We start from the raw sequence: 24,136 nt of genomic DNA on the forward strand, positions 1-24,136 counted from the left end.
GCCACAACATCATTGCGCGGGCGAATCCCCTTCTTTCCCCTTTATTTCCAAGGGCCGTTATTGACCCTGCCCCGCTGTCCCGCTACGCCCTTGCCAGCTGTTATTTTGGAGGATCCCCATGCCCAACCCATCGATTCTGATTCTGCCCGGCGACGGCATCGGCCCAGAGGTCATGGCCGAAGTGCGCAAGATCATCTCCTGGTTCGGAGACAAGCGCGGCCTGCAGTTCGATGTGAGCGAGGATCTGGTCGGCGGCGCGGCTTATGACAAGCACGGCAAGCCGCTGGCGGATGAGACCATGGCCAAGGCGCAGGACGTCGACGCAGTGCTGCTCGGCGCGGTGGGCGGCCCGGCCTATGACGATCTGGACTTCTCCGTAAAGCCCGAGCGCGGCCTGCTGCGCCTGCGCAAGGAGATGGACCTTTACTCCAACCTGCGCCCGGCGCAGTGCTTTGACGCGCTGGCGGATTTCTCCTCGCTGAAGAAGGACATCGTTGCCGGTCTGGATATCATGATTGTGCGCGAACTGACCTCCGGTGTCTACTTCGGCGAGCCGCGCGGCATCTTCGAGGAAGGCAATGAGCGCGTCGGCATCAACACCCAGCGCTACACCGAGAGCGAGATAGAGCGTGCAGCCCGTTCCGCGTTCGAACTAGCGATGCGCCGCAACAAGAAGGTCTGCTCGATGGAGAAGGCCAACGTGATGGAATCCGGCATCCTGTGGCGCGAGGTTGTGACCCGCGTGGCAGCGGATTACCCCGAGGTCGAGCTGTCCCACATGTACGCCGACAACGGTGCAATGCAGCTGGTGCGTGCGCCCAAGCAGTTCGACGTGATCCTGACCGACAACCTGTTCGGCGACATCCTGTCCGACTGCGCCGCGATGCTGACCGGCTCGCTGGGCATGCTGCCCTCCGCGTCTCTCGGTGCACCGATGGAAAACGGCCGTCCCAAGGCGCTGTATGAACCCGTGCACGGCTCTGCGCCGGACATTGCGAGCCAGGGCAAGGCCAACCCGATCGCCTGCATCCTGAGCTTTGCCATGGCGCTGCGCTACAGCTTTGACCAGGGTGCTGAAGCCGACCGGCTGGAAGCCGCGGTCGAGAAGGTTCTGGCCGACGGCGTGCGCACCGCGGACCTGCTGGCCAGCGAAGGCGTGGAGCCGGTCTCCACCAGCCAGATGGGCGACGCAGTGATTGCCGCGCTGGACGCAAGCCTCTGATTTTCAGCCGCTAATCCGCGGCAAACCAAAGCCCCGCCCGGTCTCCGGCGCGGGGCTTTTTTGTGGATTTCTGAACCCGGCCAAAGACGCGAAAAAGATTTCCCGAAAACCGCATCTTTCTGTGGAATCGCCCTTGTCAAACCCCGCGCCCTGAGCTATTTCGCCCTCCACGGTCGGAGTGTAGCTCAGCCTGGTAGAGCACTGTCTTCGGGAGGCAGGGGTCGGAGGTTCGAATCCTCTCACTCCGACCAATAAAACAAGGCGCCTCAGGGCGCCTTTTTTGTTGTCTGGGCCATGGTGCCCGCCGCCGGGGCATTACACGGCACAGGCCGGGTTCCGGGCCATCACGATCATCCCGGTGCTGGACCGCTCTTGCCTTCCGGCAGATGCAGCCGGATGCCCAGGCTGAAACCTTCCGGCGGTTTGTCCAGAATAGACAGCCTGCCCCCCATCAGATCCGCCAGCTCGTAACAGATCGACAACCCCAGGCCGGAACCGCCCGCGTGCTGGGACACGGCACTATCGAGCTGAGTGAACCTCTCGAACACCCGGCCGCGGTCTTCTGCGGCGATGCCAGGGCCAGTGTCCAGAACGGTGATGCTGACAGGCAAATCCGCCGCCGCATCCTGTTCCAGCGAGATGCAGACGCTGCCCCCGGAGGAAAACTTCACCGCATTGTCGATCAGGTTGTTCACCACCTGGGTGACTTTCGGCAGATCAAGCACCAGCTGGTCCGGCAGATCATCCGCCGAGGACACCCAGGTCCGCAGGGGCTTGCCATAGCGGATGGCAGAGGCTTGCAGCGCCTCCCGCCATTGCGCCACCAGATCCGCGCTCTCCTCAGGTCTAGGGGTATACTCCATCGCGTCAGAGTCGATGCGCGCCGTTTCCAGCACATTGACCAGCTGAGACATCAGCATTTCGGCGGCCCGGTGTCCGACATCCGCCCGTTCCCGGGTTTTCTCAGAAGCCGTTTCATCAGTCTTGATCAGGTGCAGCAAGCCGAGGATCACATTCAGCGGCGTGCGGATCTCGTGGCTCATGGTTGCAAGAAAGGCCGTGCGGGCCTCGACGGCAGTGTTCGCGCGTGTCACCTCTGCGGCCAGCCCGGTAATCGCCGCCGCAAGCTCCGCTTCCCGGGCCTTCAGCGCGGTGAGGTCATTGTGCGCCCCCAGCATGCGCACCGGCTTGCCCGCCGCGTCCCGGATCGCCAGACCGCGGCAGCGAACGGTCACCATATGACCATCAGCATGCCGGTAGCGCACAATCTGGTCATAGGGGTGGCCCGGGTCCTCCAGGTGCTTGTGGAAGTTATCCAGCGCCAGAGCCAGGTCGTCTGGATGAATCAGGTCCTGCCATTCGGAAGCAAAATGCTGCTTTGTCTCCGGATCCAGTCCGAACAGGCGCCAGAATTCCGGACTCATCCATTCGTGTTCAGGGTTTTCCAGATCCCAGTACCAAAGCCCATCAAGCGACCCGATCTGCAGGAAGTCAAAAATGGCGTCATCACTTTTGACCAGATCGTACAGCTCGCGTTTGAGGTAATGCATTTCCGCCTGCCCTTCCGGCCATGAAGCCCTGCAGCGCCATGACGCGCCACCCTAAGCAATGGCAGATTCACCGGTCGCTTTCCAGTTCAATCAGCAGGCGAGTGGCCGGCGGTACGGCCCGCCTCACGCCGCTTTCATCGCTGAGCGTTTCAGCTGCTTCCACAGCACATCCAGCGTCTGCTTAGTACTGCGCGGGTCGCGGTAAAGGCGGATTTCCAGATCGGTACCCAGCCGTTCATCCACAATAGCAAACCGGCCGGAGGCGATTTCCTCACGGCACAGGCTGAGGGGCAGCCAGCCGATGCCGAACCCCTCTTGGATCATCGCCTTGACGCTGTTGGCCAGCGCATTCTGGTTGACGACAAACACCTTCTGCCCGGGCAGCAGCTGGGTAAGGGCAAATTCCTGCACCGAGCGCAGCGCCGACACTGCGCCATAAGACAGCAGCGGCACCGCGTCCTTGCTGCCGGTCTTGAAGGCAAACTCCGCCGCGCCGTCCGGGGTGGTGCGGGAGACCGGCACATAGCGGTCGGTGGACAGCGTCAGGTATTCGAAATTGGCAACCTCCAGCGGCCCCAGGAAATCCATCGACGGGTGCCAGTAGGTCAGGATCACATCGCAATAGCCCTGCTGGAGCGCGCTGACGAACTGGTCGGCAGCCCAGGAGGTTGAATTGAGGTCAGTGTCGACCCCGCCCTCGCTGGCGAGCGGCGCAATCAAAGCCTTGTAGTGGGTCATGTAGAGCGACTGCGAGGCGGCAAAGCGGATCACATTCTCGCCCGCCGCGTCGATGGTCTGGCAGCGTTCGATGGTCTCCTCGTAGGTGCGCAGCATGATGCGCGACTGCGACAGGAACACTTCCCCGGCCGGCGTCAGAGTCAGCGGCAGCGTCTCGCGGTTGATCAGCCGCACGCCGATCTCATTCTCTAGCGCCCGGATCCGGCGCGAAAAGGCCGGCTGGCTGACATTGCGCTCTTCGGCCGCGCGCGAGAAGTTCTTGCACGCGACCAAAGCCTCGAAGTCCTTGAGCCAGATGATATCCAACTGGGCGTCCCGTCTTAACCGGCGGCCACCGCATCCAGCCTGTCTTCTTCGACGGCATGGCACGCAACCATGCTGCCGTCGGGCTGGTGAATGGCCTTGGGCTTTTCACTCTTGCATCGTGCGTCCGCAAAGGCGCAGCGGCTTTGGAACGGGCAGCCTTTCGGCAGGTTAATCGGCGTCGGGATCTCGCCCTTAAGGCGGATGTGGTTCGGCCGGTCGTCCTTCAGCTGCGGCACCGCGGACAGCAAGGCCCGAGTATAAGGGTGTTTGGGGTTGGAGAACAATGTCGCGGTGTCCGCAACCTCGCAAACCGACCCAAGGTAAAGAACCGCAACGCGGGTGCCGAAATGCTCCACCACGCTCAGATCGTGGGTGATGAACAGATAGGTGAGGCCGCGGCTTTCCTTGGCTTCCAGCATCAGGTTCAGCACCTGCGCCTGGATCGACACGTCCAGCGCGCTGATCGGCTCATCAGCAATGATGAACTCCGGATCCACCGTCAGAGCGCGGGCGATGGCAATCCGCTGGCGCTGGCCGCCGGAAAACTCATGCGGGTAGCGTTTGGCCCAGCTGGGATCGACGCCCACCGACAGCATCACCTCGGTCACCTTGTCGCGCACCTCCGCCGCCGAGGCGCTGGGATAGTGGTGGCGCACCGGCTCCTCCAGCGCCTGCCGGATGGTCATGCGAGGGTTGAGCGAGGCATAGGGGTTCTGGAAGATCATCTGGATCTTCTTGCGCAGCGGCTGCATGCCGCCGCGCGACAGGTTGTCGATGCGTTGGCCGCCGTAGTGGATTTCGCCTGCGGTGGGGGTCAGCAGGCCGGCCACCAGGCGCGCCACGGTGGACTTGCCGCAGCCCGACTCGCCCACCACGCACAGCGCCTCGCCCTTGCGGGCCTCCAGCGAGATGTTGTTCACCGCATGGACCGAGCGGCTCTCGCGTACGATCTTGCCCTTCCTGAACTTCAGGGTTTCCAGAAAACCGTGGTCGAGATCGAACCGTTTTTCCAGATTCCGGATCTCCAGAAGCGGGCGGTCTGTCTTTGCGTCGCTCATGCCCGTGCCTCCTGACGGTCTTCATCGCTGTGCAGGCGCTGCACCTCGTGGCAGGCCACCGCGACCTCGCCGTATTGCACGATTTCCGGCACCCGGCTGCGGCACAGGTCGGTGGCGTATTTGCAGCGCGGGTTGAAGGCGCAGCCAGCGGGTATGCTGGCCAGGCCAGGCATATTGCCCGGGATCTGCTTCAGCCGCTGACCCGGCACCGTCTGCTGCGGCAGCGCGTTGATCAGGCCCTGGGTGTAGGGGTGCTGCGGGTCGTTGATGATCTCACGGGTACGGCCCGCTTCGATGATGCGGCCGGCGTACATCACCAGCGTGCGCTCAGTCATCTGGCTGACCACGCCCAGGTCGTGGGTGATCAGGATCAGCCCCACCTGGTTGGACTGGCACAGCTCCAGCATCAGCTCCATGATGTCCGCCTGGATGGTCACGTCCAGCGCGGTGGTCGGCTCATCCGCGATGATCAACTGCGGATCCAGCAACAGAGCAATCGCAATGATGATCCGCTGGCGCATGCCGCCCGAGAGCTCGTGCGGATACTGCTCCAACCGCTCCTCCGGCGAGGGAATATAGACCTCGCGCAGCTTGACGATGGCGATCTGGCGCGCTTCCTCATGGCTCAGCTTGCGGTGCGCCATCAGGGTCTCGATCATTTGCTGGCCGATGGTCAGAACCGGGTTCAGCGTCACCATCGGATCCTGGAAAATCATCGCCATCCGGTTGCCGCGCAGGTTGCGCAAGCGCTTGTCGTTCATCTGAACGACATCCTCGCCGTCGAACAGGATCTTGCCGCTGTCGATGTAACCGGGCCGGCTGAGCAGGTTCATCAGCGAAAACCCGGTGATCGACTTGCCGGCACCGCTTTCGCCGACGATGCCAAGGCGCTCGCCCTTGGCCAGGTCGAAGGAGATGCCGTTGAGGGCAGTGACCGTCTGATCGCGCATGGCGAATTTGACGGTGAGGTCGCGAACGGAAAGAAGGCTCATCGCGTTACCCCTTGTAGAGTTTCGGGTTCAGGACGTCGCGCATCCAGTCGCCCAGCAGGTTGATGACAAGAACCAGCACCACCAGCACCACGCCGGGAATGGCGGTGATCCACCAGCTGCCCGAGAAGATGTAGTCGAAGCCGGAGGAGATCAGCGAGCCCAGCGACGGCTGGCTCGGCGGCATGCCCAGACCCAGGAAGCTGAGCGAGGCCTCGGAGATGATCGCATTGGCGACCTGCACGGTGGAGATCACGAAAATCGGCGAAAGCGAGTTCGGCAGGATGTGCCGCACCATGATCCGCATGGGGCCGAAACCCAGCACCCGGGCGCTGTCGACATATTCCTTCTTCTTTTCGGCCAGCACAGTGGCGCGGACAGTGCGGGCGTATTGCGGCCACTCCGCCACCCCGATCACTGCGATCAGGAAAACCACCGCATATTTGTTGAAGGTGTCGGTTCCGAACATCGCCTGCGTCACCGCCAGGAAGATGATCGCCACCATCAGGGTCGAGAACGACAGCTGGATATCAGCAAGCCGCATCAGCAGGCTGTCCAGGCGGCCGCCCACGTAACCAGCGATCAGACCGATGGAGATGCCCAGGAAGGCTTGCAGCGCGACTGCGCAGATGCCGATCAGCAGCGACAGGCGGGTCCCGTAGAGGATAGTGGACCACAGGTCGCGGCCCTGGTCGTCGGTGCCCAGCACAAACTCCGGCAGCGAGCCGCTGACCCAGGCAGGCGGGTATTCCGAGTTCATGATGTCGATCTGCGCCGGATCATAAGGGTCATAGGGCGCGATCACCGGCGCCAGGAAGGACGCAATGGCGATCAGCAGGAACACGATCATGCTCACCACCGCCACCGGATTGCGGCGGAAGCTGTAGCCCATGTTGGAGTTCCAGATCTTGGACCAGCGCGAGGGTTCGGATTTCGGGTTCAGCGTTTCGGTGCTCATGCGCCCATCCTCGCAATGTTCACGGTCGGGTTCACCAGGCCATATATCAGGTCGACGATGGTATTGGTGACCACGAAGATGAAGCCGACAACAATCAGATAGGCCACGATCAGCGGGGTATCGACGCGGTTCACCGCCTCAAGGAACATAAAGCCCATGCCCGGCCACTGGAACACCGTCTCGGTCAGGATGGTATAGGCGACCATGGTGCCGATCTGCACACCGCCCACGGTGATCACCGGCAGGAGCGTGTTCTTCAGCGCGTGCACAAAGTAGATGCGCCAGGGATTGATGCCCTTGGCCTTGGCGTATTTCACGTATTCAGATTGCAGCACTTCCATCATTTCGGCCCGGATCAGGCGGACGAACAGCGGCAGCATGATGGAGGCCAGCGCAATCGAAGGCAGGATGATGTGCAGCCAGCCGTCCGCAGTGGCAAAGTTGGTCTCCCAGTAGCCCCAGACATGCACGGTGTCGCCGCGCCCGTAGGAGGGGAACCAGCCGTATTCCACCGAGAACACAAAGATCATCAGAATGGCGGTCAGGAAAACCGGGATCGAGATGCCGACAATCGACAGGCCCATGATGACGCGGCTCAGGATGCTGTCCGGCTTGATCGCGGTATAGACACCCAGCGGCACCGAGAAGCCGACGATGATCAGCGTGGCGCCGAACACCAGCTCCAGCGTCGCGGGCAGCTTCTTCAGGATCACGTCCAGCGCCGGCTCCTTGAAGAAATAGGAGGTGCCCAGGTCGCCCTGCAGCGCATTGCCTGCAAACCTCAGATATTGCGTCACGAAGCTGTCGTTCAGCCCCATTTCGTTGCGCAGTTGCTGGCGCACTTCTTCCGAGACCGACTGCCCGACCAGCTCGCGCAGCGGGTCGCCCAGGTTGCCCTGGATGGCAAAGGCAATCAGCGAGATGACGAACATCACGGCAATCGCCTGAATGACTCGCTTCGCGAGATAGGCAAACATCGTCCTGACCTTTGTAGAGTTTAATGACAGCGCAGGCTTGTGCGTCCTGGCGGGGGCGCGGATCCTGCAGGTGCAGCCTTGGCGGCCGCTTGTTGTTCAAAAGGTCCGGGCCGGCCGGGGGAGACCGGCCCGGGTTTTTCAGTGCTTAGCTGCCGGTCTCGACAACCAGGTCACCGAAGTAGGGGAAGTTCAGCGCGTTCACGATGTCCGCCGAGTTCATGCCGGACTTGGAACCCCATGCCAGGTTCTGCCAGTGCAGCGGGATAAAGGCCGCTTCATCATAGAGGATGCCTTCCAGCTTCTGCAGCATTTCCGCACGTTTGGCCGGATCGGTTTCCGCGTTGGCCTGGTTCATCAGCGCGTCGGCTTCCTCGTTGCAGTAGTTGCCCGAGTTATACTGGCCGTTGCCGGTTGCTTCATCCGGGCAGGCGGTCAGGAACTGGTGGAAGTTGGCGGAGTCCTCGGTGTCCGCATGCCAGCCGATCATCATCATGTCCGCTGCGCGCTCGTCGAAGGTCGGCCAGTACTGCGCCTTGGGCATGGTCTGCAGGTCGACCTTGATATTGATCTGCGCCAACATCGAAGCCACCGCCTGGGCGATCTTGTCGTCGTTCACATAGCGGTTGTTCGGCGCCATCATGGTGATCGAGAAGCCGTCGGCATAGCCTGCCTCAGCCATCAGCGCCTTGGCTTTCTCCAGGTCGAAGCGCGGAGCCAGGGCTTCGTCGTAACCCAGGTAGCCGGCCGGGCTGGCCTGTGCGCCCACGGTGCCGAAGCCGCGCATGATGCGGTCAACGATGCCTGCGTTGTTGACAGCATAGTCGATTGCCTGGCGGACACGGGCGTCCTTGAAGGCTTCGACGCGGTTCTGGTTCATCTGGAAGGTGATGATACGGGTGCCGGGCATGGTGATCAGATCAACGCCCTCGGCCTCTTCCACGCGCTTCAGGTCGGTCGGCGGAACCGGCGCGATGAAGTCCACATCGCCGGACAGCAGGGCCGCCACGCGGGTCGGGTCTTCCTTGATCGGGGTCAGAACGATCTTGTCGACATTGCCCGCATCGGCGTCCCAGTAGCCGTCGAAACGGTCGAACACGACGCGCACGCCCTGCTCACGCTCGGAAACCACAAACGGGCCGGTGCCGGAAATGTTGCGCGAGGCAAAGCTGTCACCGTGCTTGACGATCTCGGACTTGTCTTTGCCGTCCTCGGTGGTGCCAGTGTAGAATGCGCTGTCCATCGGGAAGATGTATGTCGCGGTGTGCAGGACCAGCGGATAGGGCTCCGCGGTCTTGAGATCGAAGGTCATGTCGTCAACGACTTCGACATCGGTGAACGGTGCGAAGATCGCCTTGAAGTCATCGCTTGCCTTCAGACGGTCAAAGGTCCAGTCGACATCCTTGGCAGTCAGCGCGTTGCCGCTGTGGAATGTGACGCCGCTGCGCAGCTTGAAGCGCATGGTGGTGTCGTCGATCTGTTCCCAGCTTTCTGCCAGGCGCGGTTCGAACTGCAGGTCCTTGGTCCAGCGCACCAGCGGGTCAAAGACCATGTGCGACAGCTGCAGCGTGCCGCCGGACAGCTGTTCATGCGGATCCAGCGACACCGGGTCGGCGTCATAGGCAACCCGCACGGTGGTTTCGGCATAGGCAACCGGTGCCATCGCCACCACTGCAGCAGCCGCCAGGCTTCTGACAAATTTCGTCATTAGGCATACTCCCCTGTGATTATGCCGCAAACGCTAGCCTGCGGTGCGCGAACTGTGAAATGCCGATATCGCATAGGGTATGCAGGAAGCACATCGGAGCCATGCACTATTGGAATATCCCTATCCGACCAAAGGCTTAGACACCATCCGCGCCGCCTGGAAGCCTCATTTCCTTGCCTACAGCCGCCCCGTTGCCAGCCGTCCCAAGGACACAAACCTTCCCTGACAGCGCAGCGGATCTGCACCGCACCGGGCACGTGCTACAAACTCTCTTTGATGGTGTGTGATGGCGGAGACGATGGGATTCGAACCCACGAGACGGTTTCCCGCCTACTCCCTTAGCAGGGGAGCGCCTTCGACCACTCGGCCACGTCTCCGCTGACCCGTCTATCAGCGCTTGGGAGCCAAGAACAAGGGCAAAATGCCTTATCCACAGAAAATTCTTGCCATTGCAGCGCCTAGGTACGGCCCCGGGTGTTCTTGTCGCCAGCGGCATGAGGCAGCAGCGCCAAGCGCTTGAGAAACTGGGATTCCACAGCATCCGCGCCGCCATTCCGCTGTCCCGCAGCATGGTCGCAACCTAGATCGGGTGCCTCATCTCCAGGTCAAGAGGCATACAGGCGCCTAACCCGCGCCCGGCCTGGTTTCCAGCAGCCGCGCAAGGGTCCGGCAGCAGGCGGCATCCTGCATCTGGCTCACATTGAACCGCATGAACGGCGTCATGCTTTGCGATACGCTGAATACGTTGCCCGGCGCCAGCACCAGGCCCTCCTGCAGCGCGGCGCGGGCGATGGCCGCCGCATCCGCCCCGCCCGGCAGCTCGCACCACAGGTAGAAACCGCCACGCGGCTGCACCCAGGGCCGGATCCCGAGGTCCGCAAGCTGTGCCTGCGCCTGTGCCCGGCAGCGGCCCAGCCGGTGGCGCAGGGCCTCCAGGTGCTTGCGGCAGCTGCCGTCCGTCAGCACCGCATGCAGCAGCTCCGCCACCATCGGGCTGGGGCCGCTGAAGTTCACCGCAACCTGCAGATCGGTCAGCGCCTCGATCCAGCTGCCGCGGGCCACAATGTAACCGCAGCGCAGCGAGGCCGACAGGGTCTTGGAAAAGCTGCCGGTCCGCACCACCCGCTCCAGCCCGTCCAGCGTTGCCAGCCGCGGCGACAGGTCCGGCTCGAAGCCTGCAAAGATATCGTCTTCGACAATGATCAGGTCATGCTGTGCGGCCAGCGCCAGAACCCGGTGCGCAACCGGCGCCGAAATCGTCGCGCCGGTCGGGTTGTGCAGCGCCGAGTTGGTCAGGTAGAGCCGCGGATGGTGTTCGCCCAGGGCGGCTTCGAAACGGTCGAGATCCGGACCGTCCGGTGTGTAGGGCACCCCGATGATGCGGATCTGATGCGCCCGCAGCAGCGCCTGGAAATTGAAATAGCAGGGATCATCGACCAGCACGGTGTCGCCCGGACGCAGCAGCATCCGGCAGACCAGATCCAGCGCCTGCGAGCCGGAGCCGGTCAGCAGCACCTGGTCCGGCGGGCAGGCCAGCCCCTGGTCGAACAGCTGGCGGCTGATATGGCGCCGCAGCCCGGCGGCGCCCTTGGAACTGCCGTATTCGGTCAGCACCGCCTCCGGCGCCGCCGCCAGCGCCCGCATCGCCCGGCGCAGGGCGGCAACCGGCATCCAGTCCTCCGGCAGCCAGCCGCAGCCGGGCTTCGCCGCGCCGGTGCCGGAATCAAGCGACTGCCGCGCCACCCACAACGGGTCCACCTCCCGCGCCAGCTGCGGCCCGGTCTCCGACACCGCAAAGGGCTGCGGCTTGGCGGCCACATAGAACCCCGCGCCCCGCCGGGCCTGGATCACGCCTTCGGCGGCCAGCACATCATAGGCCTCGGCCACGGTCGACGGCGACACGCCCAGCTTGGCCGCGCAGCCCCGGACCGACGGCAGCTTGTCCCCCGCCACCAGCGCCCGCGAGGTGATGCGCCGCCGGATGTCATTGATGACCATCATACGGCGGGAAGGCTGCGCCATGGGGGACCTCGCTGTACTGCTCCATACACCAGTACAGTTTGTCAAAACTGTATGGCTTTGTATCTGTCTATTGCATCACCGCGCCCCTAGAAACCCCCAAAAGCACAGGAGAGAGACCATGCAGACGTCGTTTTCAGGCTGGGGCAGCGGGCTGCTGGGGGTTGTGATCTTCAGCGGCTCGCTGCCCGCAACCCGCGTTGCAGTCGGCATGCTGGACCCGCTGTTCCTGACTTCGGCCCGCGCTTCCATTGCCGCCCTGCTCGGCGCCGCGCTGCTGCTGCTGCTGCGCCAGCCCCTGCCGCGCCGGCAGGACCTGCCCTCGATCGCGGTGACCGCAGCGGGGGTTGTGATCGGCTTTCCGCTGCTGTCCGCGATGGCGCTGCAGCACATCACCGCGGCGCATTCGACGGTCTTCATCGGCCTGCTGCCGCTGGCAACCGCCGTCTTCGGCGTGCTGCGCGGCGGCGAGCGGCCCGGTCCGCTGTTCTGGCTGTTTTCGATCCTCGGCAGCCTGGCGGTGGCGGGCTTTGCCCTGTCGCAGAGCGCGGATGTGTCGCTGACCGGGGATGCGCTGATGCTGGCCGCCGTAATCTTGTGCGGGCTGGGCTACGCCGAGGGCGCGCGGCTGTCGCGGCGGCTCGGCGGCTGGCAGGTGATCTCCTGGGCGCTGGCGCTGGCGCTGCCGGTGATGGCCGCAGCCGCGCTTGCCTTCCGGCCCGCTACCTTGGCCGGTCTGACCCTGCCGGTCTGGATCAGCCTGGGCTACGTCTCGATGTTCTCGATGCTGATCGGCTTCGTGTTCTGGTACCGCGGCCTGGCACTCGGCGGCACCGCCGGGGTCGGGCAGCTGCAGCTGCTGCAGCCGTTCTTCGGCCTGATCCTCGCTGCGGTGCTGCTGTCAGAGCCGGTGGCCCCCGCCATGCTGGGCGCCACCGCCTTTGTGGTGCTCTGCGTCGCCGGGGCCAAGCGGTATGCGTGACGGCCCGCAGGCCGCCATGCAGGTTCAGGGCAGCGGGGTTACGGCAGCAGCGCCAGCCGCTTGAGGAACAGCGCCTTCACCGCCTCCGCATCCACCGTCATGCAGACCTTGACCGGGTCGCGCCCGCTGTCCGGCGCGGCCAGGGTGGCGCCGGAGGTTTCACCCTCGCAGGATACCTCAAGCTCCACATCGCGCATCCCGAACAGCTCCGGGTTGGTGCAGGCGATCACCGCCGCCGGGTCATGCAGCGAGCAGCCGTTCTTGCCCGCGACCTCCAGATAGAACTTGAGGTAGAAATACGACATCTCCTGCAGCATGCCGCCCAGCTCCGGCGACTTGGAAGCGATCGCCTCGAAGTCCTCGGCCAGGCAGAGAATGCGGTGGGTGACGTCCAGACCGACAAACACCACCTTTTGCCCGCCCTGGCAGACCACGTCCGCCGCGTGCGGGTCGTGATAGATGTTTGCCTCCGCGTGCGGCGTGATATTGCCGCCCTCCTCCAGCGAGCCGCCCATCACCACAATGGATTTCACATTGCTGATAAACTCCGGATCGCGCTGCATCGCCAGCGCGATATTGGTCAGCGGGCCGATCGGGCAGACCACCAGCTCGCCCCTGTGCTCGCGCGCCATGCGGCAGAGGAAATCTGCGGCGTCCTCCTCCAGCGCCTTGCCCTCGGGCTCTGCCGCCGGGATGTCGCCAAAGCCTTCCTCGCCATGCACATAGGCCGAAGGCTTGAACGGCGGCAGCACCAGGGGAGTGGTGGCACCAGCCGCCACCGGCACGTCCAGATCCGCCGCTTCCAGCAGGCGCAGCGCGTTGCGGGTGGCGGTTGCCGTGGTCACATTGCCGAAGATCGTGGTCAGCCCCAAGAGGTCGATGTCCGGGGCCGCGGCGGCATAGAAGATCGCCATTGCATCGTCGATGCCCGGATCGGTGTCGATAATCAGTTTCACCATCTGCCTGTCTCCCGGCTTACTTGAACTTGTCCATCAGTTTTTCCAGCGGCGAACGGGTGTCCGGCGCCTCCTCCTCCTCGGCAGCTTTGTCTGCCTTGGCCTCCGCCTTGGGCTTGGTGGTGGAGCTGCGCGGCGGCGCCACCCGAAGGGCCACCGCATTCATGAACTTGCCGCCGTCGCCCCTGGCCAGTTCCGCCGCACCGTCGGAGATGCCGCGCATCAGGTCGTCCAGCCAGCCCTCGTCCGCCTTGGGGAAGTCGCGCAGCACATAGCCCGCCACCGCGTCCTTATGGCCCGGATGGCCGATCCCAAGCCGCACCCGCGCGTAGTCGGCGCCGATATGGGAATGGATCGAGCGCAGCCCGTTGTGGCCGGCATGGCCGCCGCCCTGCTTCATCCGCGCCTTGCCCGGCGCCAGATCCAGCTCGTCATGCAGCACCACCACATCGGCCGGCGTCAGCTTGTAGAACCGCATCGCCTCCCCCACCGACTGGCCGGACAGGTTCATGAAGGTCTGCGGCTTCAGCAGCAGCACCTTCTCGCCGCCCAGGACCCCCTCGCAGATCAGCGCCTGGAACTTGGACTTCCAGGGGCTGAACCCGTGATCGCCGGCAATCTGGTCCAGCGCCATGAAGCCGATGTTATGGCGGTTGCGCTCATATTTCGAGCCGGGATTGCCAAGGCCGACAAAGAGTTTCATGGACGGAGCTCAATCTGCGTTTCAAGGAAACCGAGTGATGCCCTATTTGGCGCCCGGAATCCAGAGCCGCGCGGCTTCAGACATAGCTGCGGCCGGCTGCATAGGGTGCCAGATCGACATTCGGCTGGCGGCCCTCCGCCAGATCCGCGATCAAGCGCCCGGTGATGCCGCCCAGGGTTAGCCCGATATGCTGGTGCCCGAAGGCATAAAGCACCCGCTCCGACTGCGGGCTGCGGCCAATGACCGGCAGCGAGTCCGGCATCGTCGGGCGGTAGCCCAGCCATTCGCTGCCGGGTGCGGGCAGGTCCCCCAGCATCTCCGCCCCCTTGCGCGCGATGTAGGCCAGCCGGCGCCTGTTCATCGGCGCATCCAGCGCCGCGATCTCCACCGTGCCGGTCAGCCGCAAACCCTTTGCATGCGGCACCGCGTAAAACCCGGCCTCGCCCCAGCCCACGGGCCGCGTCACCCGGTGCGCCTCGCCTTCATACATCACGTGGTAGCCTCGCTCGGTGCCCAGGGGCTGACGATCCGCCCCTGCCCCCGCGATCTGCTTGGAGAATGCACCGCTGGCAATCACTGCATGGCCCGCGGTGAGGCTTTGGCCGCCGGCCTGCACTTCCACACCCGTGCCTGAAACCCTCACCGCGTCGGCTCTGGCGCGCAGGGTGGTGCCGCCCAATTCGGTATAGGCGCGGTGCATCCGGGTGATGAATTCCAGCGGATCGCGCAAATGCCGGGCGGCGTGAAAATGCACCGCGCGCCTGACGGGCAGATGCAGCCCCGGCTCCATCTCCAGCGCTTCGTCAGGATCCACTTCCCGCCAGGGCACGCCCAGGGCGCAGCGGCGCTCCAGCCCGGCGCTGGCGGCCTTGGCTGCCTTCTGTGTTGACCAGACCGACAGCTGGCCGCGCTCGACCACCAGATCCTGCGCGCCTGCGGCCACGATCAGCGGATTGATCCCGGCGTCGGCGTGGGAGAGCAGATCAGCCAGATGACCCGCGATCCGGCGAGAGGCCGCAGGACGGCAGTTGGCCAGGAAAGACAGCATCCAGCCCGGATTGCGCAGCGCATGGGTGTAGGACAGCGACAACGGGCTGTCCTCGGAAAACATCAGGCTGGGCAAGGATGCCAGCACCGAGGGGTCATTCACCGGCAGGCAGGCATAGGTCGCCAGGGTGCAGGCGTTGCCGTAACTGGTGCCTGATCCCGGGTCCTCCGGGTCGATCAGCAGCACCCTGTGGCCGCGCATCTGCGCCCACAGCGCGCAGCTCATCCCTACGGCCCCTGCGCCTGCAATGGCAATATCGTAATCCGCCACGCCCGTTCCTCCCAATCCTCAGGCGGAACTGGGACAGCGGGGCAGGCAAAAGTCAATCACCGGCAAACGGCCTGCCGAACAAAAGAAAACGGGCCCCCGGATGGGAGCCCGTGAAACCGTTGCCCCATGGGCGCGGGTCTTATTCTTCAGCAGCTGCTTCCACTGCTTCGCCTTCTTCGCCTTCACCTTCTTCATCATCGGAAGAGGACAGGCCGCCGGGCGACGCGATGTTTGCAATCACGAAGTCGCGGTCGATGGTCGGCTTGGTGCCTTTCGGCAGCTCGATCGACGAGATGGTGACAACGTCGCCGATGTTCAGACCAGCCATGTCGACAACCAGCTTCTCGGGGATGTCGCCGGCGGTCACAACCAGCTCAACCTCGGGGCGGGTCACGTTCAGCATGCCGCCCTTCTTGATGCCGGGGGCCTGGTCTTCGTTGATGAACTCAACCGGGATGAACAGGTTGATCTTCGAGGTGCGGCGCAGGCGCATCAGGTCGAGGTGGGTCGGCAGGTCCTTCACCACATCGCGCTGAACGTCGCGGCAGATCACGCGCACGTCGTCGTGGCCTTCCACTTTCAGGTTCCACAAGGTGGACTTGAACTGACCGGCTTTCAGCTTTTTCAGCAGTTCGTTGAACGGGATCTGGATCGCGACCGGATCCACGTCGCCGCCATAAACCACACCCGGAACCATGCCTGCGCGGCGCGCAGCGCGAGCGGCGCCCTTGCCCGTCCCCGCACGTTCCTGGGCTACGAGATCAGGAATCTCTTTTGCCATCTTAATTCTCCAATATGACTGCCGGGGTGCCTCCAAGGCTGTCACCCCGCTTGAAGCCGTGCCTATAGACCCGTTCAGCCTGTTTGGAAAGGGGTTTCGTGCCGCCGCAGCCCTTGCAGACAGGGCTGCGGCCGCATTTCATGGTGCTCAGATCGACTTCAGGTACTCCAGCAGCGCCTTTTTGTCCGCCTCAGGCAGGCTGGTGCCGTAATCATGGCCGCAGCGGCTGTTGCCCGAATCAAGCTGATCGCAGCCGGTGGTCTCGATCACGTGGTCAAAGGCGGTCTGATCCGCCGCCATGCCCACGGCCTCGATATCGTAGTTCGGGCCGGGCTTGAACGCCGCCGGGCGGTCTTCGGGCGCGGTCAGCAGGTCGCGCAGCGTCGGCACCGATCCGTTGTGCAGATAAGGCGCCGCAGCCCAGATGCCGTCCAGCACCCGCGCCTCGTACTTGCAGCCCGGTTCCGCCGCGGACTTCAGCATCCCTGCATTGTCGCCGGTGGGGAAGGCCTTGCGCAGATCCTCGAACTGCGGCAGCGCCTGGCGGTCGTCGGCGTTGCCCGGCGTCGCCTCCGCCGCCTTGGCTGTCTTGACGAAATCCTCGCCGAAGGCGCCCAGCGAGTGCTGCACGATGGCGCCGACGACCGACACCGCCAGCACGTCGAACGCCTTGGCCTCCGCGCCCAGCGTGGTGCCGGTCAGCGGGATCGACGCGCCGTCCAGTACCCCGGTTTTCACCATGCGGGTCAGCACCCCGCATTCCCGCGTGTCGGTGCCCGCATCCAGGATCGGCGTTTCCCAGGTAGTGTGGAAGATCGAGCGGAACTTGCCCTTCTTCTTGCCGTGGCAGGACACGCAGCCGCCCTCGGCTGCGGTGCGATTGAACACCGCCTCGCCTGCCGCCGCCAGATCATGATCCAGCTCCCACGGCCACTGCGGCGCGCCGATGTCCCAGATCCATTGCTCCAGCTCTTTCAGCCCGTCCCAGTTGGCCGAGTTCTGCGAGATGTAGTCGCGGTTAAACAGCAGCCCGGACTGCGGCTGCGGGCGGAAATCGGCAAAGACGCCATAAACCTCGCCCAGATTGCGCGACAGTCCCAGCAGGTCATTGCCGTTGGCGGAGAACCCCGGCCATTGGGTGAAATCCTGCCGCGCCGCGTTCCACAGGAACGGGTAGCGGGTCGGCGCATCGGCCACCGCAATGTTTTCCGGGATCAGGTAGTCATCCGAGGCCTCGCCGATATCCAGCCCCGCCAGGCGGTTGAAGATCATCGACACCGCATCCAGCCGCGCAGGTCCCCAGGCCGGGTCCGGCAGCGAGCGGTCAATCAGGGTGTGGAAGCGGTTGCTCCAGACCTCGACCTGCTCCTTCAGCGCGTTGCGTTCAGAGACAGAGCCGCCGCTGCCCAGCACCTTGTCCGCAAAAGCGTCAAAGGCGCCTGCATCCGCCAGCACCGCCAGCACCGCGTCGTCCAGATCCTTCAGGAAGCTTTGGAAGTCGACGATGCCGGGGCCGCCGTCGATCCGGTAGGCGGTGCCGCTGACCTCGATCTGGCGGGTGTGGCAGGCGGAACAGGTCATCCCCACCGCCATATCCGCGCCGCTGCCATTGGTGGTGAAGCCCGCGGGCAGGTCCACGTCCTGCCGCCCGGCCATCGGCAGGTAGCCGTAGCGCGCCAGCGCATCATGCAGGAACGCCTCGCCTTCCGGCAGGGTCAGCGCCCGCATCCAGCTGATGGGCATGATGCGGGCGCCCTGGTCCTGGGTATAGAACTGCTGGCGCAGGCCGGGCGTCCAGTCGCTGCCCTGGTTGACATAAACCGTCTGCGCCGCCGCCGGCGCCGCCATCGCTGCCGCGCCGATCGCGCAGGTTGCCAGGAACGTCCTCATCAAATCCTCCCGATACCAAATTTCACAACCAAAGGTTGCGCGCATACGGGAGGCTTGGACAGTAAAAACTCCGTTCGTTTGTCTTTATTTCGCTGGCTTCACGCTTGCCAGCGGCCGCCGAAATCCTCCGGGATCAGCAGGTTATGGCGCCCCAGGCCCTCGACCGAGCGCTCGCCGCACAGCGCCATGGTGGTGTCCAGTTCCTTGCGGATCACCTCCAGCGCCGCGGTGACGCCCTGCTGCCCCATGGCACCGAGGCCATAAACAAAGGCGCGGCCGATCATGGTGCCCTTGGCTCCCAGCGCCAGCGCCTTCAGCACGTCCTGGCCGGAGCGGATGCCGCTGTCCAGATGCACCTCCACATCGCTGCCCACCGCATCCATGATTTCCGGCAGCATCCGGATTGAACTCAGCGCCCCATCCAGCTGCCGCCCGCCGTGGTTCGACACCACGATGGCATCGGCGCCCAGCTTGGCGGCCATTTTGGCATCCTCGGCGTCCAGGATCCCCTTCAGGATCACCTTGCCGCCCCACATCTCCATCAGCTTTTCAACCTTGCCCCAGTCCAGCGCCGGGTCGAACTGCTCTGCCGTCCAGACGCCCAGCTGCGAGGTGTCGGAGACCCCCTGCACGTGGCCGACGATATTGCCGAAATTGCGCCGCTTGGCCCCCAGCATCTGCAGGCCCCAGGTCCATTTTGTCATCAGGTTGGCAATGGTGGCCGGTGTCAGCTTGGGCGGGGCGGACAACCCGTTTTTCAGGTCCTTGTGGCGCTGGCCCAGGATCTGCAGGTCCAGCGTGATCACCAGCGCCGAGCATTTGGCATCCTTGGCCCGCTGGATCAGGCGGCGGATGTAATCCTCGTCCTTCATCGTATAGAGCTGGAACCAGAACGGCTTACCGGTCGCCTCCGCCACTTCCTCGATCGAGTTGATCGACATGGTGGACAGTGTGAAGGGCACGCCGAATTCCTCCGCCGCGCGGGCCGCCTTGATCTCGCCGTCGGCGTGCTGCATCCCGGTCAGCCCCACCGGCGCCAGCGCCACCGGCATCGCCACGTCCTGGCCGATCATCCGGGTCGCCGTGGTGCGCCCGGTCATGTCCACCGCCACCCGCTGGCGCAGGCGGATCTGCTCGAAGTCCGAGGTATTCTCGCGGAAGGTCTGTTCGGTCCAGCTGCCGCTTTCGGCATAATCATAGAACATCCGGGGCACACGGCGTTCATAGATGCGCTTCAGGTCGTTGATATTGGTAATCACCGGCACCGGACTCTCTCCCGCTTTAATTTGGTAAAGTTTCTTTACCAATTCAAAACAGCAAAAGCAACGCCCCGTTTGCCGCACCCCTGGAAACGCAAAAACCGCGCCCGGAGGCGCGGCTTTTCAATCCTGACTGTGTAAGGGCGTCAGCCCTTGTGGGCGCCGTCCGCGAGGGATTTCACAAACGCCAGCACCTCGGCCGGGGATTTGCCGGCACCGATCTGGCTGACGATGGCACTGCCCACCACCGCGCCGTCCGAAATAGACGCGATGTTCTGCGCCTTCTCCGGCGTGTTGATGCCAAAGCCCACGATGACCGGCAGATCGGTGGCCGCCTTGATCCGGGCAACCTCGGGGCCGACGTCGCCGGCCTCGGCCTCGGCGGCGCCGGTGATGCCGGTGATCGACACGTAATAGACAAAGCCGGAGGTGTTCTGCAGCACCTTGGGCAGGCGCGCGTCGTCGGTGGTGGGGGTGGCCAGGCGGATGAAATTCAACCCCGCCTTCTGCGCCGGGATGCACAGCTCGTCGTCTTCCTCAGGCGGCAGGTCGACCACGATCAGCCCGTCGATGCCCGCGGCCTTGGCGTCTTCCAGGAACTTGTCCACACCGCGGTTGTAGATCGGGTTGTAGTAGCCCATCAGCACGATCGGGGTGGTGTCGTCGCCCTTGCGGAAATCTGCAGCCAGTTGCAGCGTCTTTTCCAGGGTCATGCCGCCGTCCAGCGCGCGCTGGCCGGCCAGCTGGATGGTCGGGCCGTCGGCCATCGGATCGGTGAACGGCAGGCCCAGCTCGATGATGTCGACACCGGCGGCCGGCAGCCCCTTCACCACCTCCAGCGAGGTCTCGTAGTCTGGGTCGCCCGCCATCACATAGGTGACAAAGGCTTTCTTGCCGGCGGCGTTCAGTTCGGCGAATTTGGCATCGATACGGGTCATGGGCGGGCCTTTTGAAATCTGTCCGCCCCGGTGTGCCGAATGTTGCGCGGGAAATCAATCCCGCGCAGTTTTGCGGCCCGGCTCAGCCGCCCAGCGGAATATGCCAGCGCAGGGTCAGCGAGTTCACGCCCGGGTTCTCATCCGCGGTGGAGGCGTTGGACTTGTGGCTGAACGCCAGCGACACCGCCTTGCCGTTGTGGAACCGTTTGCCCACCGCCAGCAGGCTGCGGATCTCGAATGCGGAGCCCAGATCATTCTCCCGCGAGCTCTCGTGATAGGCCCCCGGCATCACGCTGGTCTCGATGAACCAGTCGTTGTTCAGGTCGATCACGCCGCTGATGCCGACACCGGCAAAAATGTCGCCCGCGTCCTGCACCTCCAGCGTGGCGCCGAACCGCGCCGACAGCCGGCCGCGCTCATGAAACGGCGCATGCAGGTAGTCCACCGAGAAAATCGCCCCGTCGTCGGCGGTCTCGCGGTGGTAGTCGGAATAGCCCAGACCCAGCGCCAGTTCCTGCGACGCAGCAGGCAGTGCCATGGCTGCCGAAACCGCGGCCGCCAGAATTACTGTCTTCTTCATTTTTCGCCCCTCGAAAAAATAATGACTTTTGGCCAAGCTTTTTCAGCTCTCTTCTAAAACTCCCTGAATCTTTGCCAAGGGCGTTATGGAAAATCAGTGTGCATACTGTCTGTGAAGCGGCACACAGATTGCAACTGTGGCAGTTCTGCCATCCACACATGGCTTGCACGGGACCCCAATGCTGCCTAGAAGCAGCTCCCAAATGGCATCAGGAGGCCGCAATGGGCTTTAAAATGGGAATCGTCGGCCTGCCCAACGTGGGCAAATCGACGCTGTTCAACGCGCTGACCAAAACCGCCTCGGCGCAGGCGGCCAACTTTCCGTTCTGCACCATCGAACCCAACGTGGGTGAGGTCGGCGTGCCGGACGCGCGGCTGGACAAGCTGGCGGCAATTGCGAAGTCCAAGCAGATCATCCCGACCCGGATGACCTTCGTCGACATCGCGGGCCTGGTGAAGGGCGCCTCCAAGGGCGAAGGCCTGGGCAACCAGTTCCTGGCCAACATCCGCGAAACCGATGCGATTGCCCATGTGCTGCGCTGCTTTGAAGACGGCGACGTGACCCATGTGGACGGCCGTGTCGACCCGGTGGCCGATGCCGAGGTGATCGAGACCGAGCTGATGCTGGCCGACCTCGAGAGCATCGAGAAGCGCCGCGCCAACCTGGTGCGCAAGCTGAAGGGCAACGACAAGGAAGCCCAGCAGCAGGACCGGCTGCTGGCCGCCGCGCAGGCGATGCTGGAAGACGGCAAGCCCGCCCGCCTGGTCGAGGTCGACGCCGAGGACGCCAAGGCCTGGAAAATGCTGCAGCTGCTGACAACCAAGCCGGTGCTTTATGTCTGCAACGTGGGTGAGTCGGAATCGGTCGAGGGCAACGAACATTCCGCCAAGGTCGCGGAAATGGCCGCGGCGCAGGGCAACTCCCATGTGATCATCTCGGCCCAGATCGAGGAAGAGATCAGCCAGCTGGACCCGGAAGAGGCCCAGATGTTCCTGGAGGAAATGGGCCTGGAAGAGGCGGGCCTCGACCGGCTGATCCGCGCCGGCTACGAGCTCTTGCACCTGGAGACGTACTTCACCGTCGGCCCCAAGGAGGCCCGCGCCTGGACCATCCGCACCGGCACCGCGGCGCCGCAGGCGGCAGGCGTCATCCACGGCGATTTCGAGAAGGGCTTCATCCGGGCCGAAACCATCGCCTATGACGATTTCATCGCCTGCAACGGCGAACAGGGCGCCAAGGAAGCCGGCAAGATGCGGGCCGAGGGCAAGAGCTATGTCGTCAAGGACGGCGACGTGCTGCACTTCCTGTTCAACACCTGATCCGCTTATCCCGGATAGTTTTCTGCCGCCTGTCAGCCCCGCTGGCGGGCGGTTTGCGTTTGACAGCCCCGTCCCCGCTGCCGGAAATACCGGGACGGGCGGCAGTTTCGCCCTATCATTACACTCAACCGTATCAGGGACGGGGCACCCCATGAACAAAGACGACAGCATCAACGTACTGGGCGGCCCGCTTGCGCCCTGCTCCAACGCGCCGGTGACCGGGTTCTTCCGCGATGGCCATTGCAACACCTGCGCCGAGGATCAGGGCAGCCATACGGTCTGCGTGGTGACCACGGCGGAGTTTCTGGCGTTTTCCAAATATGTCGGCAACGACCTGTCGACGCCGCGCCCCGAGTTCAGCTTTACGGGCCTGCAGCCCGGCGACCGCTGGTGCCTGTGCGCCGCCCGCTTCCTGCAGGCCGCGGACGAGGGCTGCGCGCCCAAGGTCCTGCTGGAGGCCACCCACATGCGCGCGCTCGACATCGTGCCGCTGAGCGTGCTGCAAAGCTACGCCGCCGACCCGGCCTGAGGCCGCCCGCAGAAGGGCTGCAACAAAAAGGCGCCCCCGCGGGGCGCCTGTTCGTTTGTCCTGCGTGTGTCCGCTCACTCCTCGAAGGTGCGGCCTTCCTCGGTGTCGGACATGTCGAAGCCCAGGTGCTTGGCGACAGTGAACACGTCCTTGTCGCCGCGGCCGCACATGTTCATCACGATGATGTGGTCCTTGGGCAGCTCCGGCGCGATCTTCATCACATGAGCCAGCGCGTGGCTGGGTTCCAGCGCCGGGATGATGCCCTCGGTGCGGCAGCTGACCTGGAAGGCCTCCAGCGCTTCCTTGTCGGTGATCGAGACATACTGCGCACGCCCCGTGTCATGCAGCCAGGAATGCTCCGGCCCGATGCCCGGGTAGTCGAGGCCCGCGGAGATTGAGAAGCCTTCCTGGATCTGGCCGTCCTCGTCCTGTAGCAGGTAGGTGCGGTTGCCGTGCAGCACGCCGGGGCGGCCGCCGGTGAGGGATGCGCAGTGCTGCATCCGGTCATCCACGCCCTTACCGCCTGCCTCGACGCCGATGATGTTGACCGAAGGGTCGTCGAGGAACGGGTAGAACAGGCCGATGGCGTTGGAGCCGCCGCCGATCGCGGCAATCACGGTGTCCGGCAGGCGGCCTTCGCCTTCCTGCTCGGCCAGCTGCCACCGGACTTCCTTGCCGATGATCGACTGGAAATCACGCACCATTGCCGGGTACGGGTGCGGGCCCGCGGCGGTGCCGATGCAGTAGAAGGTGTCGCGCACGTTGGTGACCCAGTCGCGCAGCGCATCGTTCATCGCGTCCTTCAGGGTGCCGCGGCCGGAAGTGACCGGGATCACCTCGGCGCCCAGCAGACGCATGCGGAACACGTTCGGCGCCTGCCGCTTCACGTCGTGGGCACCCATGTAGACGATGCACTTGAGGCCGAACTTGGCGCAGACAGTTGCTGTCGCAACGCCATGCTGGCCGGCACCGGTTTCGGCGATGATGCGGGTCTTGCCCATGCGGCGCGCCAGCAGGATCTGGCCCAGCACGTTGTTCACCTTGTGCGCGCCAGTGTGGTTCAGCTCGTCGCGCTTCATGTAGATCTTGGCGCCGCCCAGTTCCTCGGTGAGGCGCTCCGCAAAATAGAGCGGGCTGGGGCGGCCGACATAGTGTTTCCACAGGGCGTCCATTTCGGCCCAGAAGGAGGGGTCGTCCTTGGCCTTGTTGTATTCTTCCTCAAGGCTCAGGATCAGCGGCATCAGGGTTTCGGACACGAAACGCCCGCCGAAGATGCCGAAACGGCCGTTTTCGTCCGGACCGTTCATGAAGCTGTTGAAAAGATCGTCGGCCATGGTTCTTCCCTCACTTTCGCAGCGC

21 protein-coding genes and 2 tRNA genes are annotated in these 24,136 nt (G+C 64.1%); 5 read left to right on the top strand and 18 right to left on the bottom strand.

What is annotated here, in order from left to right; genetic code table 11:
* Nucleotides 1–118 precede the first annotated feature (118 nt).
* Together leuB and AC58NV_RS12035 are read left to right on the top strand one after the other, a co-directional pair.
* Nucleotides 119–1,222, top strand: a complete 1,104-nt coding sequence (gene leuB, locus AC58NV_RS12030) for a 3-isopropylmalate dehydrogenase (protein WP_497227349.1) — start codon at nt 119–121, stop codon at nt 1,220–1,222.
* Between the two features lie 174 nt (nt 1,223–1,396).
* A tRNA-Pro gene (locus tag AC58NV_RS12035) sits at nt 1,397–1,473 on the top strand.
* A gap of 99 nt (nt 1,474–1,572) precedes the next feature.
* Here AC58NV_RS12035 and AC58NV_RS12040 read toward each other — a convergent pair.
* The 9 genes from AC58NV_RS12040 to AC58NV_RS12080 all read right to left on the bottom strand — a co-directional run bounded on the left by AC58NV_RS12040 (nt 1,573) and on the right by AC58NV_RS12080 (nt 11,525).
* Nucleotides 1,573–2,772, bottom strand: a complete 1,200-nt coding sequence (locus tag AC58NV_RS12040) for a PAS domain-containing sensor histidine kinase (protein ID WP_497227350.1) — start codon at nt 2,770–2,772, stop codon at nt 1,573–1,575.
* A gap of 123 nt (nt 2,773–2,895) precedes the next feature.
* The gene (locus AC58NV_RS12045; RefSeq protein WP_497227351.1) at nt 2,896–3,816 is read right to left on the bottom strand and encodes a LysR family transcriptional regulator; all 921 of its coding nucleotides are present in this window, start codon (nt 3,814–3,816) and stop codon (nt 2,896–2,898) included.
* Nucleotides 3,817–3,830: 14 nt separating this feature from the next.
* Complete coding sequence (locus tag AC58NV_RS12050; protein ID WP_497227352.1) at nt 3,831–4,874, bottom strand: ABC transporter ATP-binding protein; 1,044 nt, start codon at nt 4,872–4,874, stop codon at nt 3,831–3,833.
* A complete protein-coding gene (locus tag AC58NV_RS12055; protein ID WP_497227353.1) occupies nt 4,871–5,866 on the bottom strand; it encodes an ABC transporter ATP-binding protein in 996 nt (331 codons plus the stop codon). The genes AC58NV_RS12050 and AC58NV_RS12055 overlap by 4 nt, the downstream gene beginning before the upstream one ends.
* A gap of 4 nt (nt 5,867–5,870) precedes the next feature.
* Nucleotides 5,871–6,821, bottom strand: a complete 951-nt coding sequence (locus AC58NV_RS12060) for an ABC transporter permease (RefSeq protein WP_019297368.1) — start codon at nt 6,819–6,821, stop codon at nt 5,871–5,873.
* Nucleotides 6,818–7,798 (bottom strand): ABC transporter permease, encoded by a 981-nt coding sequence (locus AC58NV_RS12065; protein ID WP_497227354.1) that lies wholly within the window; start codon nt 7,796–7,798, stop codon nt 6,818–6,820. The genes AC58NV_RS12060 and AC58NV_RS12065 overlap by 4 nt, the downstream gene beginning before the upstream one ends.
* Nucleotides 7,799–7,943: 145 nt before the next feature.
* Nucleotides 7,944–9,503 carry an ABC transporter substrate-binding protein gene (locus AC58NV_RS12070; RefSeq protein ID WP_497227355.1) on the bottom strand — a complete coding sequence of 520 codons (1,560 nt, stop codon included), beginning with the start codon at nt 9,501–9,503 and terminating at the stop codon, nt 7,944–7,946.
* A gap of 287 nt (nt 9,504–9,790) precedes the next feature.
* Nucleotides 9,791–9,880 (bottom strand) — tRNA-Ser (locus tag AC58NV_RS12075).
* 247 nt (nt 9,881–10,127) lie between these two features.
* Nucleotides 10,128–11,525: an aminotransferase-like domain-containing protein gene (locus AC58NV_RS12080; RefSeq protein WP_497227356.1), complete on the bottom strand. Its 1,398-nt coding sequence runs from the start codon at nt 11,523–11,525 to the stop codon at nt 10,128–10,130.
* A 118-nt stretch (nt 11,526–11,643) separates the two neighbouring features.
* On the opposite strand from AC58NV_RS12080, the gene AC58NV_RS12085 reads away from it, so the two are divergent.
* Nucleotides 11,644–12,504: a DMT family transporter gene (locus tag AC58NV_RS12085; RefSeq protein WP_497227357.1), complete on the top strand. Its 861-nt coding sequence runs from the start codon at nt 11,644–11,646 to the stop codon at nt 12,502–12,504.
* Between the two features lie 38 nt (nt 12,505–12,542).
* Here the strand turns inward: AC58NV_RS12085 and AC58NV_RS12090 are convergent, their stop codons facing one another.
* The 8 genes from AC58NV_RS12090 to AC58NV_RS12125 form a co-directional block, all read right to left on the bottom strand.
* The gene (locus AC58NV_RS12090) at nt 12,543–13,463 is read right to left on the bottom strand and encodes a nucleoside hydrolase (protein ID WP_497227358.1); all 921 of its coding nucleotides are present in this window, start codon (nt 13,461–13,463) and stop codon (nt 12,543–12,545) included.
* Nucleotides 13,464–13,479: 16 nt separating this feature from the next.
* On the bottom strand, nt 13,480–14,163 hold the full coding sequence (pth, locus tag AC58NV_RS12095) for an aminoacyl-tRNA hydrolase (protein WP_497227359.1): 684 nt from the start codon (nt 14,161–14,163) through the stop codon (nt 13,480–13,482).
* A 76-nt stretch (nt 14,164–14,239) separates the two neighbouring features.
* Entirely contained in the window at nt 14,240–15,481 is a 1,242-nt protein-coding gene (locus tag AC58NV_RS12100; RefSeq protein ID WP_497227360.1) for an NAD(P)/FAD-dependent oxidoreductase, read from the bottom strand.
* A gap of 139 nt (nt 15,482–15,620) precedes the next feature.
* Complete coding sequence (locus AC58NV_RS12105) at nt 15,621–16,262, bottom strand: 50S ribosomal protein L25/general stress protein Ctc (RefSeq protein ID WP_366662229.1); 642 nt, start codon at nt 16,260–16,262, stop codon at nt 15,621–15,623.
* Between the two features lie 147 nt (nt 16,263–16,409).
* Nucleotides 16,410–18,152 (bottom strand): di-heme-cytochrome C peroxidase, encoded by a 1,743-nt coding sequence (locus tag AC58NV_RS12110; RefSeq protein WP_497227361.1) that lies wholly within the window; start codon nt 18,150–18,152, stop codon nt 16,410–16,412.
* A 98-nt stretch (nt 18,153–18,250) separates the two neighbouring features.
* The gene (locus AC58NV_RS12115; RefSeq protein WP_497227362.1) at nt 18,251–19,417 is read right to left on the bottom strand and encodes an alpha-hydroxy acid oxidase; all 1,167 of its coding nucleotides are present in this window, start codon (nt 19,415–19,417) and stop codon (nt 18,251–18,253) included.
* 140 nt (nt 19,418–19,557) lie between these two features.
* Nucleotides 19,558–20,349: a tryptophan synthase subunit alpha gene (trpA, locus tag AC58NV_RS12120; protein ID WP_366662226.1), complete on the bottom strand. Its 792-nt coding sequence runs from the start codon at nt 20,347–20,349 to the stop codon at nt 19,558–19,560.
* 82 nt (nt 20,350–20,431) lie between these two features.
* Nucleotides 20,432–20,929 (bottom strand): acyloxyacyl hydrolase, encoded by a 498-nt coding sequence (locus AC58NV_RS12125; RefSeq protein ID WP_366662225.1) that lies wholly within the window; start codon nt 20,927–20,929, stop codon nt 20,432–20,434.
* 221 nt (nt 20,930–21,150) lie between these two features.
* Here AC58NV_RS12125 and ychF point away from each other — a divergent pair, with 221 nt between their 5' ends.
* On the top strand, nt 21,151–22,248 hold the full coding sequence (gene ychF / locus AC58NV_RS12130) for a redox-regulated ATPase YchF (RefSeq protein ID WP_497227363.1): 1,098 nt from the start codon (nt 21,151–21,153) through the stop codon (nt 22,246–22,248).
* Nucleotides 22,249–22,399: 151 nt separating this feature from the next.
* Complete coding sequence (locus AC58NV_RS12135; protein WP_497227364.1) at nt 22,400–22,777, top strand: DUF2237 family protein; 378 nt, start codon at nt 22,400–22,402, stop codon at nt 22,775–22,777.
* Nucleotides 22,778–22,851: 74 nt separating this feature from the next.
* Here AC58NV_RS12135 and trpB read toward each other — a convergent pair whose 3' ends face one another.
* Nucleotides 22,852–24,111 carry a tryptophan synthase subunit beta gene (trpB, locus tag AC58NV_RS12140; RefSeq protein ID WP_497227365.1) on the bottom strand — a complete coding sequence of 420 codons (1,260 nt, stop codon included), beginning with the start codon at nt 24,109–24,111 and terminating at the stop codon, nt 22,852–22,854.
* Between the last annotated feature and the right edge of the window lie 25 nt (nt 24,112–24,136).

This window comes from Leisingera sp. ANG49 (assembly GCF_059694505.1).

Bases quoted from the DNA above. Each gene is read 5' to 3' on its own strand.
- trpB (WP_497227365.1), bottom strand. From the start codon at position 24,111: ATGGCCGACGATCTTTTCAACAGCTTCATGAACGGTCCGGACGAAAAC.
- AC58NV_RS12040 (WP_497227350.1), bottom strand. From the start codon at position 2,772: ATGCATTACCTCAAACGCGAGCTGTACGATCTGGTCAAAAGTGATGAC.
- AC58NV_RS12065 (WP_497227354.1), bottom strand. From the start codon at position 7,798: ATGTTTGCCTATCTCGCGAAGCGAGTCATTCAGGCGATTGCCGTGATG.
- pth (WP_497227359.1), bottom strand. From the start codon at position 14,163: ATGAAACTCTTTGTCGGCCTTGGCAATCCCGGCTCGAAATATGAGCGC.
- AC58NV_RS12080 (WP_497227356.1), bottom strand. From the start codon at position 11,525: ATGGCGCAGCCTTCCCGCCGTATGATGGTCATCAATGACATCCGGCGG.
- AC58NV_RS12060 (WP_019297368.1), bottom strand. From the start codon at position 6,821: ATGAGCACCGAAACGCTGAACCCGAAATCCGAACCCTCGCGCTGGTCC.
- AC58NV_RS12110 (WP_497227361.1), bottom strand. From the start codon at position 18,152: ATGAGGACGTTCCTGGCAACCTGCGCGATCGGCGCGGCAGCGATGGCG.
- AC58NV_RS12055 (WP_497227353.1), bottom strand. From the start codon at position 5,866: ATGAGCCTTCTTTCCGTTCGCGACCTCACCGTCAAATTCGCCATGCGC.
- ychF (WP_497227363.1), top strand. From the start codon at position 21,151: ATGGGCTTTAAAATGGGAATCGTCGGCCTGCCCAACGTGGGCAAATCG.
- AC58NV_RS12090 (WP_497227358.1), bottom strand. From the start codon at position 13,463: ATGGTGAAACTGATTATCGACACCGATCCGGGCATCGACGATGCAATG.
- AC58NV_RS12085 (WP_497227357.1), top strand. From the start codon at position 11,644: ATGCAGACGTCGTTTTCAGGCTGGGGCAGCGGGCTGCTGGGGGTTGTG.
- leuB (WP_497227349.1), top strand. From the start codon at position 119: ATGCCCAACCCATCGATTCTGATTCTGCCCGGCGACGGCATCGGCCCA.
- AC58NV_RS12105 (WP_366662229.1), bottom strand. From the start codon at position 16,262: ATGGCAAAAGAGATTCCTGATCTCGTAGCCCAGGAACGTGCGGGGACG.
- AC58NV_RS12135 (WP_497227364.1), top strand. From the start codon at position 22,400: ATGAACAAAGACGACAGCATCAACGTACTGGGCGGCCCGCTTGCGCCC.
- trpA (WP_366662226.1), bottom strand. From the start codon at position 20,349: ATGACCCGTATCGATGCCAAATTCGCCGAACTGAACGCCGCCGGCAAG.
- AC58NV_RS12070 (WP_497227355.1), bottom strand. From the start codon at position 9,503: ATGACGAAATTTGTCAGAAGCCTGGCGGCTGCTGCAGTGGTGGCGATG.
- AC58NV_RS12050 (WP_497227352.1), bottom strand. From the start codon at position 4,874: ATGAGCGACGCAAAGACAGACCGCCCGCTTCTGGAGATCCGGAATCTG.
- AC58NV_RS12125 (WP_366662225.1), bottom strand. From the start codon at position 20,929: ATGAAGAAGACAGTAATTCTGGCGGCCGCGGTTTCGGCAGCCATGGCA.